This is a genomic window from Desulfonatronum parangueonense (assembly GCF_054656975.1).
In genome coordinates, this window is sequence record NZ_BAAHXH010000003.1 from 1,402,389 (window position 1) to 1,417,847 (window position 15,459).

General features: G+C 56.9%; 14 protein-coding genes. 1 reads left to right on the forward strand and 13 read right to left on the reverse strand.

Annotation, left to right across the window (positions count from 1 at the left end):
- Nucleotides 1-436 precede the first annotated feature (436 nt).
- The 10 genes from ACYQ15_RS06520 to ACYQ15_RS06565 form a co-directional block, all read right to left on the reverse strand.
- Nucleotides 437-1,024, reverse strand: coding sequence for a tetratricopeptide repeat protein (locus ACYQ15_RS06520; protein ID WP_459936719.1), 588 nt, complete (start codon nucleotides 1,022-1,024; stop codon nucleotides 437-439).
- Nucleotides 1,017-1,169, reverse strand: a complete 153-nt coding sequence (locus tag ACYQ15_RS06525) for a CcmD family protein (RefSeq protein WP_459936720.1) — start codon at nucleotides 1,167-1,169, stop codon at nucleotides 1,017-1,019. The genes ACYQ15_RS06520 and ACYQ15_RS06525 overlap by 8 nt, the downstream gene beginning before the upstream one ends.
- A gap of 468 nt (nucleotides 1,170-1,637) precedes the next feature.
- Complete coding sequence (locus ACYQ15_RS06530) at nucleotides 1,638-2,027, reverse strand: 4Fe-4S binding protein (RefSeq protein ID WP_459936721.1); 390 nt, start codon at nucleotides 2,025-2,027, stop codon at nucleotides 1,638-1,640.
- A 9-nt stretch (nucleotides 2,028-2,036) separates the two neighbouring features.
- Complete coding sequence (locus ACYQ15_RS06535) at nucleotides 2,037-3,113, reverse strand: hydrogenase large subunit (protein WP_459936722.1); 1,077 nt, start codon at nucleotides 3,111-3,113, stop codon at nucleotides 2,037-2,039.
- Nucleotides 3,114-3,145: 32 nt separating this feature from the next.
- Complete coding sequence (locus ACYQ15_RS06540) at nucleotides 3,146-3,547, reverse strand: NADH-quinone oxidoreductase subunit C (protein WP_459936723.1); 402 nt, start codon at nucleotides 3,545-3,547, stop codon at nucleotides 3,146-3,148.
- A gap of 12 nt (nucleotides 3,548-3,559) precedes the next feature.
- A complete protein-coding gene (locus ACYQ15_RS06545; RefSeq protein ID WP_459936724.1) occupies nucleotides 3,560-3,997 on the reverse strand; it encodes an NADH-quinone oxidoreductase subunit B family protein in 438 nt (145 codons plus the stop codon).
- Nucleotides 3,998-4,003: 6 nt separating this feature from the next.
- Nucleotides 4,004-4,840 carry a respiratory chain complex I subunit 1 family protein gene (locus ACYQ15_RS06550; protein ID WP_459939551.1) on the reverse strand — a complete coding sequence of 279 codons (837 nt, stop codon included), beginning with the start codon at nucleotides 4,838-4,840 and terminating at the stop codon, nucleotides 4,004-4,006.
- Nucleotides 4,841-4,862: 22 nt separating this feature from the next.
- On the reverse strand, nucleotides 4,863-6,785 hold the full coding sequence (locus ACYQ15_RS06555; RefSeq protein ID WP_459936725.1) for an NADH-quinone oxidoreductase subunit 5 family protein: 1,923 nt from the start codon (nucleotides 6,783-6,785) through the stop codon (nucleotides 4,863-4,865).
- Between the two features lie 471 nt (nucleotides 6,786-7,256).
- On the reverse strand, nucleotides 7,257-8,456 hold the full coding sequence (locus ACYQ15_RS06560; protein WP_459936726.1) for a BaiN/RdsA family NAD(P)/FAD-dependent oxidoreductase: 1,200 nt from the start codon (nucleotides 8,454-8,456) through the stop codon (nucleotides 7,257-7,259).
- 343 nt (nucleotides 8,457-8,799) lie between these two features.
- Nucleotides 8,800-9,231 carry a cupin domain-containing protein gene (locus ACYQ15_RS06565; RefSeq protein ID WP_459936727.1) on the reverse strand — a complete coding sequence of 144 codons (432 nt, stop codon included), beginning with the start codon at nucleotides 9,229-9,231 and terminating at the stop codon, nucleotides 8,800-8,802.
- 400 nt (nucleotides 9,232-9,631) lie between these two features.
- Between ACYQ15_RS06565 and ACYQ15_RS06570 the strand changes: the two genes are divergently transcribed.
- Nucleotides 9,632-10,981, forward strand: a complete 1,350-nt coding sequence (locus ACYQ15_RS06570; RefSeq protein ID WP_459936728.1) for a sigma-54 interaction domain-containing protein — start codon at nucleotides 9,632-9,634, stop codon at nucleotides 10,979-10,981.
- Between the two features lie 138 nt (nucleotides 10,982-11,119).
- Here the strand turns inward: ACYQ15_RS06570 and ACYQ15_RS06575 are convergent, their stop codons facing one another.
- The 3 genes from ACYQ15_RS06575 to ACYQ15_RS06585 all read right to left on the reverse strand — a co-directional run bounded on the left by ACYQ15_RS06575 (nucleotide 11,120) and on the right by ACYQ15_RS06585 (nucleotide 15,180).
- Nucleotides 11,120-12,508, reverse strand: coding sequence for an SH3 domain-containing protein (locus tag ACYQ15_RS06575; protein WP_459936729.1), 1,389 nt, complete (start codon nucleotides 12,506-12,508; stop codon nucleotides 11,120-11,122).
- A gap of 406 nt (nucleotides 12,509-12,914) precedes the next feature.
- Nucleotides 12,915-14,720, reverse strand: coding sequence for a chorismate-binding protein (locus tag ACYQ15_RS06580; protein ID WP_459936730.1), 1,806 nt, complete (start codon nucleotides 14,718-14,720; stop codon nucleotides 12,915-12,917).
- A gap of 61 nt (nucleotides 14,721-14,781) precedes the next feature.
- Nucleotides 14,782-15,180 carry a response regulator gene (locus tag ACYQ15_RS06585; RefSeq protein ID WP_459936731.1) on the reverse strand — a complete coding sequence of 133 codons (399 nt, stop codon included), beginning with the start codon at nucleotides 15,178-15,180 and terminating at the stop codon, nucleotides 14,782-14,784.
- Nucleotides 15,181-15,459: the final 279 nt, after the last annotated feature.

Consider the following 15,459-nt stretch of genomic DNA (forward strand, 5'->3'; position numbering starts at 1 on the left):
TGTCCTGAGTGCGTTACACCGCTGCCGCACTGGGGTGCGGCGCTCCCTGCGTTACTCCGCTGCCGCACTGGGGTGCGGCGCTCCCTGCGTTACACCGCTGCCGCACTGGGTTGCGGCGCTCCCTGCGTTACTCCGCTGCCGCACTGGGTTGCGGCGCTCCCTGCGTTACTCCGCTGCCGCACTGGGTTGCGGCGCTCCCTGCGTTACTCCGCTGCCGCACTGGGGTGCGGCGCTCCCTGCGTTACACCGCTGCCGCACTGGGGTGCGACGCTCCCTGGATTCAACCCGCTCATTGCCACAAGTTTTTGAGCAGGTACTCATTCGGAACACGTGGCAAAAAATCTGAAAAGAGGACAAACTCCTACTGCTCCCGCCTGGTTTCGAAACAAAAAGGCTACCCGTACGGGTAGCCTTTTATGACTTCCATAACCGATTTCTACTCCGGCTCCCCGCCGCCTGGCGCCGGAGTGGCCAATTCGTCCTGGACCCGCTGCACCAGTTCCTGATCCTCGGGTCCGATTTCGAGGACGCGCTCGAAATGAAAACGGCCCTGTTCCGGATTGTCCAGGTAATACTTGTTCAGCATGCCCAGGTTGAAATGGGCCCGGTAATTTTCGGGATAAATATCGACGATCCGTGCAAACTGTTCCGCGGATTCGGGATATTGATCCATGTTGTAATATGCGACACCGAGCCCGTTCATTGCGCGGTCTTGCGTGGGGTCAACGGCCAGGGCGCGCGTCCAGAACACCGCTGCCCGATCCCAGGATCCCAGGCGCATGAACTGATCGCCCAGGGCCATCAAGGTGGGTAAATGGTTGGGTTCAGTATCCAGCCGGGCCATCATCTCCGCTATCTCGTTCATGGCCATGGCGGATTGGGATGGCCTGGCCTGCAAGGTCAAACTGGGATTTTGCAGGCGATAGACGATGGATCCAATGAATAAAAGGGCCAGCCCCAGGATCATGACCACCAGGATCAGCCGGCGGCCTTGGTCATGCGGACTCATTGTCTCGCTACTCATACTTGTGCTGCTCACTATCCAGAGCCTCCAGATGTTGCAAACGTTGTTCTATCCAGGCCTGACCACGGGCAATAAAAAAAATGTAGCCGCCCAGGCCGATCCATACCGCCGCATTGGCGGCCAACAAATAATGTGACGCATCCATGTGAAATCATCCTCATCTCATCAATCAAGACAACCTGACTTGTAACTGATCAGCATGCTACTGCCCTGCGGACTTTGGCATCGCAGTCGGCGTAGGTATCGGTATCGCAGGCGGAGCTATGCGTAGGTCTTTTCAACATTTTTCGAAACCGATTCCGACCCCGACACCGACCCCGATTTCGGAGGCAGCTCGCACACCATGTACTGAACAGTTACCCTGACTTCCGAAAGGTTCCCATTTCCGAGTGGCAGTTGCTCGCTCAGATCCCAGTCTAAGCATTTCATGCGGATTCGTAAAGAAATGTCGTGAATGCAAAAGGGACGCCCCTTGCGCCGCTTCACGCGGCGCAAGGGGCGTCCCTGGTTCATGGCAAGTATGGCGTTGTCTGTTTGGGAGTCGATTCCCGGGGGAAACAAACCCTTTCAAGCGGGAATACCGCAAAGCTCTACCAGACAACCCTCGAAACGACTACCCCTCGGTTTTCTCTTTGGCAGCAGCCTTCTTCTTGGGCTGCGGCGGAGTTCCCTGCATGGTGATCATTTCGCGCTGTCCCGTTACCGCACGCCAGGTTTTCTTGTGGTGCAGGCAGTTCGTGGGGCAGGTGTCGACGCATGTGCCGCAAAAGACGCATGCAAAGGGATCGCATGTCCAGACACCGGTTTTCTTGTCCACGGTAATGCACTGGGCCGGGCATTTCCGGGCGCAGGTGGAGCAAAAAATGCAGTTGTCGATGTCGTTGTAGAGTTCACCGCGCGAAATTTCAAACGGCTCCCGCACGGTAAAAGGATACTGTCGCGTGGACTTTTTGGTGATCAGGTTTTTAATGACATTCCCTGTCATTGGACCAATTTTGAACATTTTTAACTCCTAGCGTTCCGTGCAACTGATGCACGGGTCAATGGAGAGAACGACGACAGGTACGTCCGCCAGCTCTATCCCCGGCAGCATTACGGCCAAAGGCGGAATATTGGCAAAAGTAGGAGTCCTGATGCGCAGCCGATCAAGGTTTTTGGTCCCGTTGGCCTTGAAGTAGTAGAACAATTCGCCGCGAGGCTGCTCCACTCTTGCCTCTCCTTCACCGGAAGGATTGCCTTTGACCTTCACGCTGATCTCACCCTCGGGCATCTTGTGCAGGGCCTGGCGGACAAGGTCAATGGATTGCAATGTTTCCCGGAAGCGGACCTTGCTCCGGGCGTAGGAATCACCGTCCATCTCCACCACTGGTTCGAATTCCAGATCCTTGAACGCCGCATAGTTCAGCTGCCGGCAATCCTGGGCAATACCGCTGCCGCGCAAGGTCGGCCCGGCGGCTCCCAGTTCATAGGCCTGTTCCTTGGTCAACACGCCCTTGCCGACTGTCCGCGCCTTCACGGTGTAGTCGTCCAGCGTGGTAGCTTGCAGCGCCTTTACTTCATTTTCCACCAAGACCAATTCGCTGAGGATCCAGCGAATCTGCTCCGGCGTCAAATCCCTGCGTACGCCGCCCATGATGTTCACGGACACGATGACCCGGTTGCCGGTGGTGGCCTCGTTGATGTCCATGATCCGTTCGCGGATCTTCCAGTACTGATAGAACAGGGCTTCAAAGCCGAAAGCATCGGCGAACAGTCCCAGCCACAGCAGGTGGGAATGGACCCTGTGCAGCTCCGACCAGATGGTGCGCAGATATTCGGCTCGCGGAGGAACCTCGATCTGCATCATCTTTTCCAGACCCTGGCAGTAACACATGGCATGGATCTTTGAACAGATCCCGCAAACCCGCTCCACAATCTGGATCATGTGGTGATAATCGCGGATATCACATAGTTTTTCCAGTCCGCGGTGCACGTAACCCAAAGCCGGCACAGCCTGGGTGACGATTTCGTCCTCAACGGTCAGAGACAGATGGATCGGCTCTGGGAGGACCGGGTGCTGGGGACCGAAAGGAATAATGGTCTTGGCCATAAAAGCTCCTCGGTGTATCAAAAAAATGATGATTAGGTGTCTTTGCGAATAATGCTGTATTTGCAGAACGGAGTCGTTCCGACTTCCTCTTCAAGATACAGGTAGTTTTCGAAATTCAGCACAAGTCCGGCAAAACAAAGGCCGAACTGATCCTGGATCTCGTTTTCCACGAGAAACGCGGCAAACAGGATTTCCGAGATTGAGGGCACGGGCTGCGTTTTGGGTTGCTTCAAACGCAAATGCACCATCTCCAGGTCACGGTCAAAGGTATACAGCAGGTCGACATGCTCTTCATCCAGGTCGACACAGGTAATGGTTACCAGTCTCCAGCCTTCGGCCTTCAATCTGGTGACCTCGCCCTTCAACTCATCCATGGCGATGTCCACGGTTTCGAGCACGGCGACATTCTTGTCGGTGGTTTCAACTTCAGCCATATTCCAGACTCCTTACGACTTGGCGGCGAACAATTCCAACGCCTTCACCACGCCGTCGATGATCGCTTCAGGTTTAGGCGGACAGCCAGGCACGTACACGTCCACGGGGATGACCTTGTCCACGCCGCCGACCACGTTGGGAGCATCCCGGAAAACGCCGCCGGACAGTCCGCATGCTCCAATGGCGATGACCGCCCGGGGTTGCGGCATTTGGTCGAAAAGGTTTTTCAAGACCTTCTTGTTGCGGTGATTCACCGTACCGGTGACCAGAAAGACATCGGCGTGCTTCGGGTTGCCCACGTTGATAATTCCGAAACGCTCCACGTCATAAACGGGAGTGAGTACGGCCAGGGTTTCAATATCGCACCCGTTGCAGCTTCCGCAGTCGAAATGCAGCACCCAGGGCGATTTGATCCGTGAGGTTTGAAGAAACTGTGATATTATGTTCATGAGCGGTTACCTGTAGTACAGCCAAAGAAGGTTAATCAGGGAAAGCGTCAAACCTGTCACCCAAGCCGACATGAGCATCCATCTCCAGGTCATGCGGGAGGTGGTGTTGTCCACCAGGATTTCCACGAAGTACACAACGCCGATCAGCACGATGACGCCCACGACGCTCGTGGACCAGAACAGGGACAGCAAACCGAGAATCAGGACGATTTCAAACAGGTGAGCGATCTCGACCACTGCATAATAAGGTCCGGAGTACTCGGTGTATACCCCTCGGACGATTTCCTGGTGCGCATGGTGCGAGCCGGAAATGTCAAAGGGCGACTTGCGCAGCTTGATGGTCAGGACAATGCCCAAGACCAGGAACAGCAAGGGCATTTGGAACAGCAACGGCTGCTCCATGGCGTAAATGGCGCTGATCTTGAAGCTGCCGGTGGCCATGAAGAAGCCCACGATGACCAGGATCAACAGGGGTTCATACGCGATAATCTGCAAGAGTTCGCGATGCGCGCCGATCTGGCTGTACGGCGAGGGCACGGAAAGCGCACCAATGACCAGGAACACGGAACCCACTGCCTGTACAAAGAATATCAGCAGCAGGTCGGCCTGCAGGAAGAACAGTACAACGGAGGTTACCGCGCCGGCCAGGTACAGCAGGGAGCAGAAGGCCAGCCAGTGGCTGGCAAGGACGGTTTCCTTGCCCAGCAGTTTTCCAATGTCGTAAAAGGGTTGCAAAATCGGAGGCCCGATGCGGGATTGCAATCGCGCCGTAATCCGCCTGTCCACGCCGGTGAGCACGCCGACGGCCAGGGGCGCCAAAAAAAGAGCCGCGATCAATGCCATGAAAACTTGAATGGTAGTCATTCTAGAGTCCCCCTCCGAGCATCAGGAGAATAAGAAGCAAGGCCGCGGCATTAAGCCATGGACTGATCAGGCTTTCACCAAAAATCTTCTCCAGGTAGTAGTTGGATGATGTGGGCACGATAAACTGCCGCAAAGGACCGGCGTACGCGGTCGGGTCCTTCATGGACTGGGCTCCGGACAGGTAGGGACCGGAAGTCTTGACGCGTCCGGCGACCTTGAAGAAGTAGTAGCCCGCGGCCAGACCCAATGCCGCGACGAAAAAGAGCGGAATGACGGGGAATGATCCGCGATCAGTGACCAGGATGCCCCAGGTCGTCATGGGCACCGCTTCCGGCACGCCCAGATGCAGCATGGATACGGCCGGGTAGATCAGATTGCCGTAGATCCAGGGGGCGTAAAAGGACAGCAATACGGCTCCAATGATCAGTCCGACAAGAGGCAGACGGGTCATCATGGGCTGCTCTTCCACGCGGATCTTGTCCTTCAGGGGATAGGTCATGAACAGGCCGGCCCAGCGTGCCCAGTACAGCACGGTCACGGCGCTGCCCAGAGCCAGGATGATCACCAAAAGCACATTGTTCCCCGAGGATTCAATGGCCATCCACTTGCCCAGGAGCATGCCGAAGGGCGGCAGGATCATGGTCAAAGCCGCCAATACGGCGATGATCGCGGTGACGGGCATGATCGCGTACAGCCCGCGCATGTCCTCGATGTCACGGCTGGCGATCCGCTGCTCGATGGTGCCGACGCAGAGGAACAGAAGGGCCTTGCTCACCGCGTGGAACAGGATCAGAAACATGCCTGCCGTGATGGCCGCCGGGGTTCCCACGCCGGCGCAGGCGATGATCAGTCCAAGATTGCTCACGGTGGAGTAGGCCAGGATCTTTTTCCCGTTGGACTGGCTGACGGCCAGCAGGGCGGCGGCAAAGAAGGTGAATGCGCCGACCAGGGCCACGGTGACGGAGAAAAACGTCCCGGAGTAGGCGGGAGAAAAGCGCATGAACACGTAGATGCCGGCCTTGACCATGGTTGCGGAGTGCAGCAAGGCGGAAACCGGCGTGGGGGCGACCATGGCGCCGAGAAGCCAGCTCTGGAACGGGAGCTGCGCGGCTTTGGTCAGCCCGCCCAGACACAACAGTCCGATGGGCACCAGCAGGAATACTGCTTCAGGGGACAGAACCAGAATCTGCTGAATGTTCACCGTGCCGAGGTCCAGGGCAATCCAGAACAGTCCGATCAGCAGGGCAAGTCCGCCAAGGCTGTTGATCCACAGCGCTCGCAACGCGTTGCGTTTGGATTCATCCGTCAGATCGTGGCGGATGAGCAGGAATGAACACAGGGTGGTCAGCTCGAAAAAGAAATAGAAATTCGAGAGATCGTTGGTCAATACCAACCCGTTCATTGCCCCCAGAAACAACAGCATCACCGCGAAGAACTGTGGCTGCCGAGATGTGGTCAGGTGCAGGTGAGCCTCATGCTTTCGCATGTACGGCAGGCCATGAATCACAATGATCGAACCGACGATGCTGACCACGGCAACCATCAGTTTGGATAAAGGATCCACCAGGAACAGAGCCTGACCGGTGCCCTCGACGGGCGACATCAGTTTGAACACGGCCAGCAGCACAATCTGCGCCCCGGCCAGGTAGATGATCAGCCGGTGCTTGGCGCTGATACCTACGGCTAGAATGATGAACAACACTACGAAGTCCAGGAAAACGATCAACGGTCCTGGATTGCTGCCCAACAACGTCGTTGAAAAGGCAACTGTATCGTAGGAGAACAAGGCCAGCGAAGCTCCTGTCAGGAGAACCGCGGTGGCCAAAACCATAACCGTGCGCAAGGAATCGACCCTTAGCGCGTAAACTCCCAATGCCGCGATAAATGGAACCACGACAAGGATAAACAGGAGGGTACTAGGCATACCTTCTCCAATACGTAAAAAGGTTAATGAATTTCCTGTCCATAGGAACAAACAGGGATACTAAAACCTCAACCAAATCATAACGAGATCTATGCCGGACGACTATCTCTCAGTCAACCCCTAATTGTGAAAGTTTTAACTATGGATACCGATTCAAAAAAAATATAATTTTTTAACCTTAACATTTCAAATCACGAACAACAGCAGCGTCGATCACTCCCAACCATTGCCCCCCTCCCCCACCTATCAAGAATCTAAATCGCAATCGAATTCATTGTCGAAATCGCAATCGAAATCGAAATCGAACAAAACGTCATCCAAAAAGCCTCATCAGCAATTGAACCAGCTCGGTTGCTTGATGACACAGCACCACCTGTAACACATCACGCATGACCCATCACTATCGAGTTACGCACGTCATCTGTTGCGATTTCGATTTCGATTGCGATTTCGATGAGTGGGAGGTGAACCTCACGACCATTGTCCCGCGATATGACCGGAGGACCAGGCCCATTGGAGGTTGTAGCCGCCGAGACGACCCGTGACGTCCAGGACCTCTCCGGTGAAGTAGAGTCCGGGGACGGTTTTTGATTCCATTGTCTTGGATGATATATGTTTGGTGTCCACCCCTCCCAGGGTGGCTTCAGCTTTGGTGAAGCCCTCGGTTGCCGAGGGGATGAATGGGAAATTGTGAATCAGGTGAGACATGGCCATCCGGGACTTCCTGGAGAGATTCCCCGCCTGCCCGTTCCAACCGTACATGACGCAGAGCAACTCCGCCATTCGCGAGGGCAGAACCGTGGCCAGCGCGTTGCGAACTTCCTTGCGGGGGGCGGTTTGGAGCACGGAATCCAGATCCGCTCCAGGCAGAAAATCGATTTCCAGGACAGGCAATCGCCCTGGCTGCCCGAACAAGGATGCATCAAGAACCGCCGGCCCGGATATGCCCCGGTGGGTAAACAGCAGGGCATCATCGATGTCTCCGATCGCGGCATGCTGCACGCGGATCCGAACCGGCAGGGAAATTCCGGAAAGCTCACGACAAAAGGGCAGATGCTCCCCGGACGCACGCAAGGGAACCAGACCAGGTCGCAAATCCGTGACCTTTAATCCGAAAACCCTGGCCAGCCGATGGCCAAGATCCGTAGCCCCGATTTGCGGCCAGGCCGGGCCGCCGGTGGCCACGACCAGGGAACCGGAGGAAAGCAGCCTGCTCCGGCAATGGACATGGAACCGGTCACCGGTTTTGAAAACCTCGCCCACCTCTTCGCCCAACGCCCAATGCACCCCGGCCTGATCCGCCGTCTGACGCAGAGCATCCACCAGGACTGCTGCACCCTGCACGCAGAACAGGCGGCCGTGATCGGCCTCCTGAACATCAAGCCTGTTGTAGGCCATGAAGGCCAGAAACCGCTCCGGCGGGTACTGGGACAGGGCTGATTTTACGAAATGGGGATTTGCACAAACATAGTCCGCTGCCTGGACCCGACGATTGGTCACATTGCACCGCCCGCCTCCGGAAATCCGAACCTTGCGCCCCGGTTCAACGGCATGATCCACGACCACCACCCGCCGCCCGCGCCGGGCGCACTCAGCCGCGCAAACCAATCCCGATGCCCCGGCTCCAAGAACAATGACGTCGTAATGCATATCGCCTTCCAGCTGCTCCAAATCAGCTCCTATCTACATACTTGATTACAGCCCGCCCTTGGGGAGCCGGCCGCACCTTGGGACGTCGCACATTAGGACGTCGCACATACGACCGCCGCCCCTTTGGGAGCTCCGCACCTTTGGGAGCGCCGCACCTTTGGGAGCGCCGCCCCCTGGGAGCGCCGCACCCCAGTGCGGCATCTGGGGCCGCCGCACCCCAGTGCGGCAACTTCCGCGGAAATAAAAGACGTGCCGCACTGGAGTGCGGCGCTCCCAGGGGAGTGCGGCGCTCCCAGGGGAGTGCGGCGCTTCCAGGAGGCGACAGCATGCAGCGTCCATTCATTCAGATCAGTACGCCCGCGGATCACTCCCGAAGCGTCGTGATGGGCACACCGGCCTTGCCGGCGTAAAAAACAATGATCTGCGCAGGCTCTTCACCCAAGCTTTCGCCCCAGTGCCAGGTATCCACCACTTCCACGATGGTCTCCCCGGCCCTGAGGTCCAGAACCTTGCCGTCCAGGGTATGCACCCGCAGATGTCCGCTCAGCAGATACCCGGCATTGATCACGGGATGGCGATGGATCGGCAGTTTTTCCCCAGGGGCAATGGTGATGCTCAAGATGCGAATTTCCGGTTGCCCTTCCGGATAGGGAGGAAGAAGGTTGCCGTCCCAGCTTTTTTCCGTCCTGACCAGTTCGCGGACCTGAATGCCCGGAGAATCCGCGGCAAGAGGCGACGTGAAAAACTGGAACAGACACACAGCCATGACCACTTTCAAACATTCAATGTGACGCATTATTTCCTTTGGGCATGTTGGCGTGAATGGGTTTCAAGTCCTCTTCCGTCCTTGCGTGACCTGATTGAGTATCGTCAAGGAAATGCCATACGCTGAGTCTGTAGACAGTGCAAATTCAGGCATGTAGAGATCTTTTGCAAAGATCGAGGAAATACGTAGCCGAGGTCCAGCCTGATGGACACCTTTCACGGAATGTAACTACTCAGCTCATCCGAGAAAAATCGGACTGGATAGCGAAAGCGCCGGCCTTCGACGGTATGACTTAACTTGGAAAGGACGTGGCATGAATACATCATTCCAGCGAAAGCCGGAATCCAACTCTGCGAGTGACCACAGAGTATGTGCTGAATAGTTACCGCGGAACGTATGCATTCGCCGCATGATAACATGAGGGCAATTCATGAACAGTACAGATCAATTCTCGCCGGAACTTGAACGTCTCCTGGAAACCATGGAACGGATCTGCCATGAATTGGCCTGGGGCCGGTACGACCGGATCGAAGAGCTTTTCGCTCTGACCGGCAATTCCGACTTTCCAAAGCCAATTTCCAATCTAGCCGAATCCTTCGGCATGATGTTGATCAAGGTCGAGGCCCGCGAGTACCGCATGGAGGGGATGCTCGCCGATCTGCGGCGGAGCAGCGAGGAGTTGGAGTTGGCGAGGCGGCAGTTGCTCAAGGAAAACGAGAACCTCAAAAACGGACTGATGGATCGATTTTCCTCCAGGCGCATCATCGGTCAAAGCCCAGTCATGCTGGCCGTCCTGCAACAGGTGGCGCGGATCGCGGACACATCCGTCAACGTCTTGATCAGCGGAGAAACCGGAACCGGCAAGGAACTCATTGCCAAGGCCCTGCATTACAACTCCCTGCGCAAGGCCAAGCCCTTCATTGCCGTGAACTGTTCGGCTGTTCCGGAAAGCCTGTTCGAGAGCGAACTGTTCGGCATTGAAAAGGGCGTGGCAACAGGGGTCCAGATGCGACAGGGGCTCATGGAACTGGCCCAGGGAGGCACCCTGCTACTGGACGAGATCGGCGACATGCCGCCGACCTCCCAGGCAAAGATCCTGCGCGTTCTGGAAGAACGGGAACTGACCCGGGTCGGCGGCGTCAGGCCCATCACCCTGGATGTACGAATTGTGGCCGCGACCAACAAGGACCTGCAAGCGGAGATGCAGGCCGGACGGTTTCGTCAGGATCTGTACTTCCGCCTGAATGTCGTTTCCCTGGCATTGCCGGCGCTGCGTGAACGGACTGAGGACATCCCGCTGCTTCTGCAACGGTTTCTGGAAATCCACTGCGGCAAGATGAATCGCCCCATGCTTCGAATCGACAAGAATGCCTTGAACGCTCTGATGAGTTACCCGTGGCCGGGCAATGTTCGTGAGCTGGAAAATGAGGTGGAACGACTGGTTGCTCTTTCCTGCGACAAAACCATCCGCCTTGAGGATCTCTCAAGCCGCATTTCGTCTGGAATGGTCAGGGAGCTTCCTGCATCGGTCCTGGACGAGCACATTCCGGATTCCGAGCCGGCTGCGGCGCCGGTCATCGTCGAACCCGGTGCTGCCCAGGAAAAGCTTCATGAACGAATTCCAGCCGTGAACTTGGCCGACTCCGAAAAAAGTCTCATCAGCAACGCTCTCAAGGCGGCTCGGGGCAACAAAAGTCAGGCGGCAAGGCTGCTGGGGATCAGCCGGGAAGGTTTGCGCAAGAAGCTCAAAAAGCTGTACGGACCGGAAGCGGAATCGTGATGGAGGATGGACTCCGATCCCGACTCCGATTCCGACTTCGATTCGATGCCAACTCGGCAACAGGGTTGGTTTGCTGAATGGTTACGAGATTTGCACCACCCGTAACGCTGAACACGCAAGGTCGCAAACGGAAGAGCTTTACAGGGATTCTTCTCCAAGTACCGTGATGCTGGAGACTCGTTCCACCAGCAGGCCCGTGGGCTTGATCAGATTGGGCAGTTCAGCGCCCGGGGTCAGGGTGGTGATCACGGTCCGCCCCAGAACCCATCGCCCCGGCAGATGGGTATGCCGGTCCAGGAACCCCGGCGGCTTTGTCCGCACCCCCCACATGGAATGGAGCACCACCGGCCGACCCGTTGCCGGATCCGGCCCGAGATACAGCATCACATGGCCCGGCATGTTCACGATGGACAGCAGGGGAACTCCCTGCTCCAGAATCAGCCTTTCCTTTTCCACCGCACTCAGCCCGTCCAAATCCACAACCCTCCCGGCTCGGGCCTGGGCGCGGGAATTCCGCGGCATGGCAATGCCGAACAGGGCTTGGACATCCTGGATCAGGGCCGAACAGTCCCTGTTTTCGAACATCCCGCCCCAGCCGTATGCCTGGCCCATCAGGTCTTCAAGCACCTGGACGTAGTTTCTGGGTGTCGCGGCCAAGGGCCAGGGCGCGGCAACGGATTCCTCGACATGCACGGGTTTCAGCTCGGCCCATCCGTCAGCCCCGCGCTGCGGTGCAAGGACGCCGACCATTCCCGGCAAGGACGCTTCGGAAGAACGCGGCAGAAGCATGCCGGTGCGTCCAGACAACGCGAACATTCCCTGCTCTGAACGTACGACGGCGTTGTCGCTGAGAATGGCGACCAGATCCGATGATCGAAAGGCATCCATGAAGGACTGGTCCACCCAGGCCACCTCCCAGGGTCGAACCCAACCCGAAACATGGGGCGTCTTCACCAGATACCAGTCCCCTTTCAGGGAGGCGTGAACCACGAGAACGGGCGTGCCCGCGGGCGCCAGGGAATTTTGGAGATAATCGAAAGGAAATCCTTCCCCGGGGTTGGCGGGATTGGAAAAAACCGGCCTTTGAGTGGGCAGTACGCGCAGCGATGTGGAGACAACGGTCACAGCGGGCTGGACCAGGGACGGATACATGTCCTGCGCGCTCTGCCGTTCCATTGTCTCCAGCCAGGTGGCCGGAAGGGGCAACAGATTTTCGCCGTACGCTTCCCTGCTTTGATACCGCTTCAATCCCCAGAAAGGATCGCTGTCGTCCGTCAGATCAGAAAAACCCGGATTCCAGGGAGCAAAATGCCGTCCCAGGAACTTCTCGGCCAATCGCTGCTGCCGTTCGGCGGGAATCAACAGCCTACCCTCAAGATCGGCGGGAATAAAAAAGCCCGGTTCCTGGGACAACACACGCAGATCGTGCACCTCACCGGGAGGCAAGATTTTTTGCGCACAACCCGTGCTCAGCAGGACAGCTAACAATATCGAAACAAGTGACATCCGCGGGAGAAATCGGTGCATGGAAACTCCAGGCTTTTCAATTGAAAGAAAAACAAGATCAACACGTTGCCAAGAAAAATAGTAACTGCTCAATAACTTGTGGCGAGCATGGCCTGGATGCCCGCCTTCGCGGGCATGACGAGCTTGGAATAGCATCCCTATGAAGTCATTCCCGCGAAGGCGGGAATCCAGGTGCAAGGCAGCTATCAGGCTGTGCCCGACCTTTTTGAGCAGTTACGAAAAAATGTAACTGCTCAAAAAGATCGGACGACGAGGTTTCCTGTTCCCATCGACGCGGAGTTTCGTGACCAGGCTACAGGGGCCATATTCCAACCGGAACTTTACCCTTTGTGAGTTACACCGCTGCCGCACTGGGGTGCGGCGCTCCCAGGATTTATCCTGTTGACTGCCACTTTTTTTTGAGCAGTTACGCAAGCACTGCCTGCACAAACTCGATCCTGAACATCCCGCGAACGGAGTTGATCAGGTAAACATGTTCCGCCCGGCCCAGATCGGCCGGCGTCAGGATCCGCTCGACGATTTGGCCCTGATCCAGCAGGTGCCCCCGCAGGGTTCCGGCCAGAAGTCCGCAGGATACGGGAGGGGTGTACAGCACCCCGCCCAGCCTGGCCAGGACATTGGTCCGGGTGGATTCAGTCACCTGCCCGTGTTCGTTGTACAGGAGCACGTCGTCAAAACCCGGACTCGCGTCCAGGGCCTGCTGGTACGCAACCCGGTGCGTGGTTTTGTGGTAGAGAAAGAGATCCCTGGAATTGACCGGGGCTTTGGCCAAAGTCACACGCGGTATTTTTCCGGGCAGCGGCGGAGGCGGCAAATCCTCGAGCTTCAGTTGCCCGTTTTTGTTCACGAGCAGCCGAACCATCCGCGGCTCCCGCACAAAATTTTCAGCCAAGACATGCAAGGCTTCCCGCACAGCCGACAAGTCCAAAGGAAACTCGAAGTACTCTGCGGAGGCCCTTAACCTGGACAGGTGACGTTCCAGGAGCACATACCCCTGGTCCGGCATCCAGAGCATGGTTTCCAGCAGCTTGAAATCCGGCATGCGTTGATGCAGCACTTCGGCCTTGATGCGGCATTCCGCATATTCGCCCACTTCGTTCGAATCCCAGACAATGCCCCCACCCACGCCGTATTCAGCCTGTTCCCGGCGTTTGTTCACGAGAACCGTACGGATGGCCACGTTGAACGCGGCCTGCAGGCCCGCCCCGGCGGAAGGGCTGATGTATCCGATACACCCGGTATAGATGCGCCGCGGCCTGTCTTCGAGTTCCGCGATGATCTTCATGCTCGCGGCCTTGGGTGCGCCGGTGATGGACGCCGGAGGAAACAGCGCGCCGAAGATCCGCGCCAAGGATTCACGGGTTTGGGCCTGGACCCGGGAGACCATCTGCCAGACCGTGGCGTGCTTTTCCACGGCATACAGGTCCTTGACCACGACGCTGCCCGGAACGGCGATCTTCCCCAGATCGTTGCGGACCATGTCCGTAATCATCACGTTTTCCGCGCGGTCCTTGGCGGAAGAGCGCAGTTCCTCGGCCAACTCCTGGTCCTGCCGCGAAGTCAAGCCGCGGCCTCGGGTACCCTTCATCGGCGACGAGACGATTTCCTCTCCATCCAGGGCAAAAAACTGCTCCGGGGAAAAGCAGCAGATCGCCCAGTCCTCCAGGCAGACATATGCGGCATGGGCCGCGGGACGGGTCTGACAGACGGATTGAAAAAAATCCCAAGGATGTTGCGGAAACTCGCAAAGCAATCGGAAGGTGAAATTGACCTGATACGTATTGCCGACCCGCAAATGCTCCCGGATTGCACCCAGGGAACGGTGATACTGCTGTTCGGTAATGGAGGCCTTCCAGTCCGCAAGGGACGACATTGACCGGCGGGGCCAACCCGAGACCGTTTCAACCTGGGCAAACAATCCGAACCACAGCAGCGGGAAACCAGCATCATCAGGCCGGACCCGAAAAGCCGGGTCGAATGCCGCGGCTGCCTCGTAGCTCAAAAAACCGGCGGCATGCAGGCCATGCCGTTCAATCCGGCCCTCGATCCGGGCCAGACAGGAATCAACCTCAGAACTGTTGCAGGCGGACACGACATCCACAGGCTTGCGGAACACCCGCCATGTCTCGGAACGGTTATCCCAAAGCACGACAACATTGGTTTCATCTCCGATCAGCTGAATGTCCGCAAGATCCCCCCCTTTCATCTCCATTGCCACACCGGCCGGACCTTCCGTGTCATGCAGTCAGGTGAACCCATACGCAGGAAACGAATCAGGCAGCCAGCAGTTGGAGCTGCTTCATCTTTTCCAGGATCGTGTACTTGTCGAAGGGTTTGACGACATAGGCGTCGCATCCGGCCTGGATGCTGGTGACAACGGTGTTTTTATCGGCACACGCCGTGACCATGAGCGCCTTGACCCCCTTTTCCCTTGGGATGCCCTGTTCCCGTTCCAGCTCCCGAATGGAAAAAAGCACTTCCGTTCCGTCCATACCCGGCATAGCCACGTCCAGGGTTACCAGATCATATGGTTTGCCCGCGCTGATCGCATCGGCAAAGGCATCAAGCCCCAGCGGTCCGCTTTCCACGATCGTGCATTCGCCAAATCCTTCCATGATGACCTGCATTTTCTTCCTGCTGACCAGTTCGTCGTCCACGACAAGAATCTTCATCAGTCAAGCCCCTTGTGAATGATTGCGAGAGTTATGTTTCGAGTATTGGGTTGTGTGGGATTTTCGATTTCGAGTAACTATTCAGTTCATCCGGAGGGTGGTCATTCACCTGCACTGGATTCCGGCTTTCGCCGGAATGACTTATCGTGGCAAGCTGCATCTACACAGTCATACCGGCGAACGCCGGTATCCAGATCTTTTTCGCGGATTTGCTGAATAGATACGATTTCGATTGCGATTTCGATTGGTTTTTTGACAAGTAACTGGTCATACCGTAGC

What these genes read in the sequence shown, in the direction of transcription:
- ACYQ15_RS06520 (WP_459936719.1), bottom strand. Translation starts at nt 1,024, where the DNA reads ATGAGTAGCGAGACAATGAGTCCGCATGACCAAGGCCGCCGGCTGATC.
- ACYQ15_RS06525 (WP_459936720.1), bottom strand. Translation starts at nt 1,169, where the DNA reads ATGGATGCGTCACATTATTTGTTGGCCGCCAATGCGGCGGTATGGATC.
- ACYQ15_RS06530 (WP_459936721.1), bottom strand. Translation starts at nt 2,027, where the DNA reads ATGTTCAAAATTGGTCCAATGACAGGGAATGTCATTAAAAACCTGATC.
- ACYQ15_RS06535 (WP_459936722.1), bottom strand. Translation starts at nt 3,113, where the DNA reads ATGGCCAAGACCATTATTCCTTTCGGTCCCCAGCACCCGGTCCTCCCA.
- ACYQ15_RS06540 (WP_459936723.1), bottom strand. Translation starts at nt 3,547, where the DNA reads ATGGCTGAAGTTGAAACCACCGACAAGAATGTCGCCGTGCTCGAAACC.
- ACYQ15_RS06545 (WP_459936724.1), bottom strand. Translation starts at nt 3,997, where the DNA reads ATGAACATAATATCACAGTTTCTTCAAACCTCACGGATCAAATCGCCC.
- ACYQ15_RS06550 (WP_459939551.1), bottom strand. Translation starts at nt 4,840, where the DNA reads ATGGCATTGATCGCGGCTCTTTTTTTGGCGCCCCTGGCCGTCGGCGTG.
- ACYQ15_RS06555 (WP_459936725.1), bottom strand. Translation starts at nt 6,785, where the DNA reads ATGCCTAGTACCCTCCTGTTTATCCTTGTCGTGGTTCCATTTATCGCG.
- ACYQ15_RS06565 (WP_459936727.1), bottom strand. Translation starts at nt 9,231, where the DNA reads ATGCGTCACATTGAATGTTTGAAAGTGGTCATGGCTGTGTGTCTGTTC.
- ACYQ15_RS06570 (WP_459936728.1), top strand. Translation starts at nt 9,632, where the DNA reads ATGAACAGTACAGATCAATTCTCGCCGGAACTTGAACGTCTCCTGGAA.
- ACYQ15_RS06575 (WP_459936729.1), bottom strand. Translation starts at nt 12,508, where the DNA reads ATGCACCGATTTCTCCCGCGGATGTCACTTGTTTCGATATTGTTAGCT.
- ACYQ15_RS06580 (WP_459936730.1), bottom strand. Translation starts at nt 14,720, where the DNA reads ATGGAGATGAAAGGGGGGGATCTTGCGGACATTCAGCTGATCGGAGAT.
- ACYQ15_RS06585 (WP_459936731.1), bottom strand. Translation starts at nt 15,180, where the DNA reads ATGAAGATTCTTGTCGTGGACGACGAACTGGTCAGCAGGAAGAAAATG.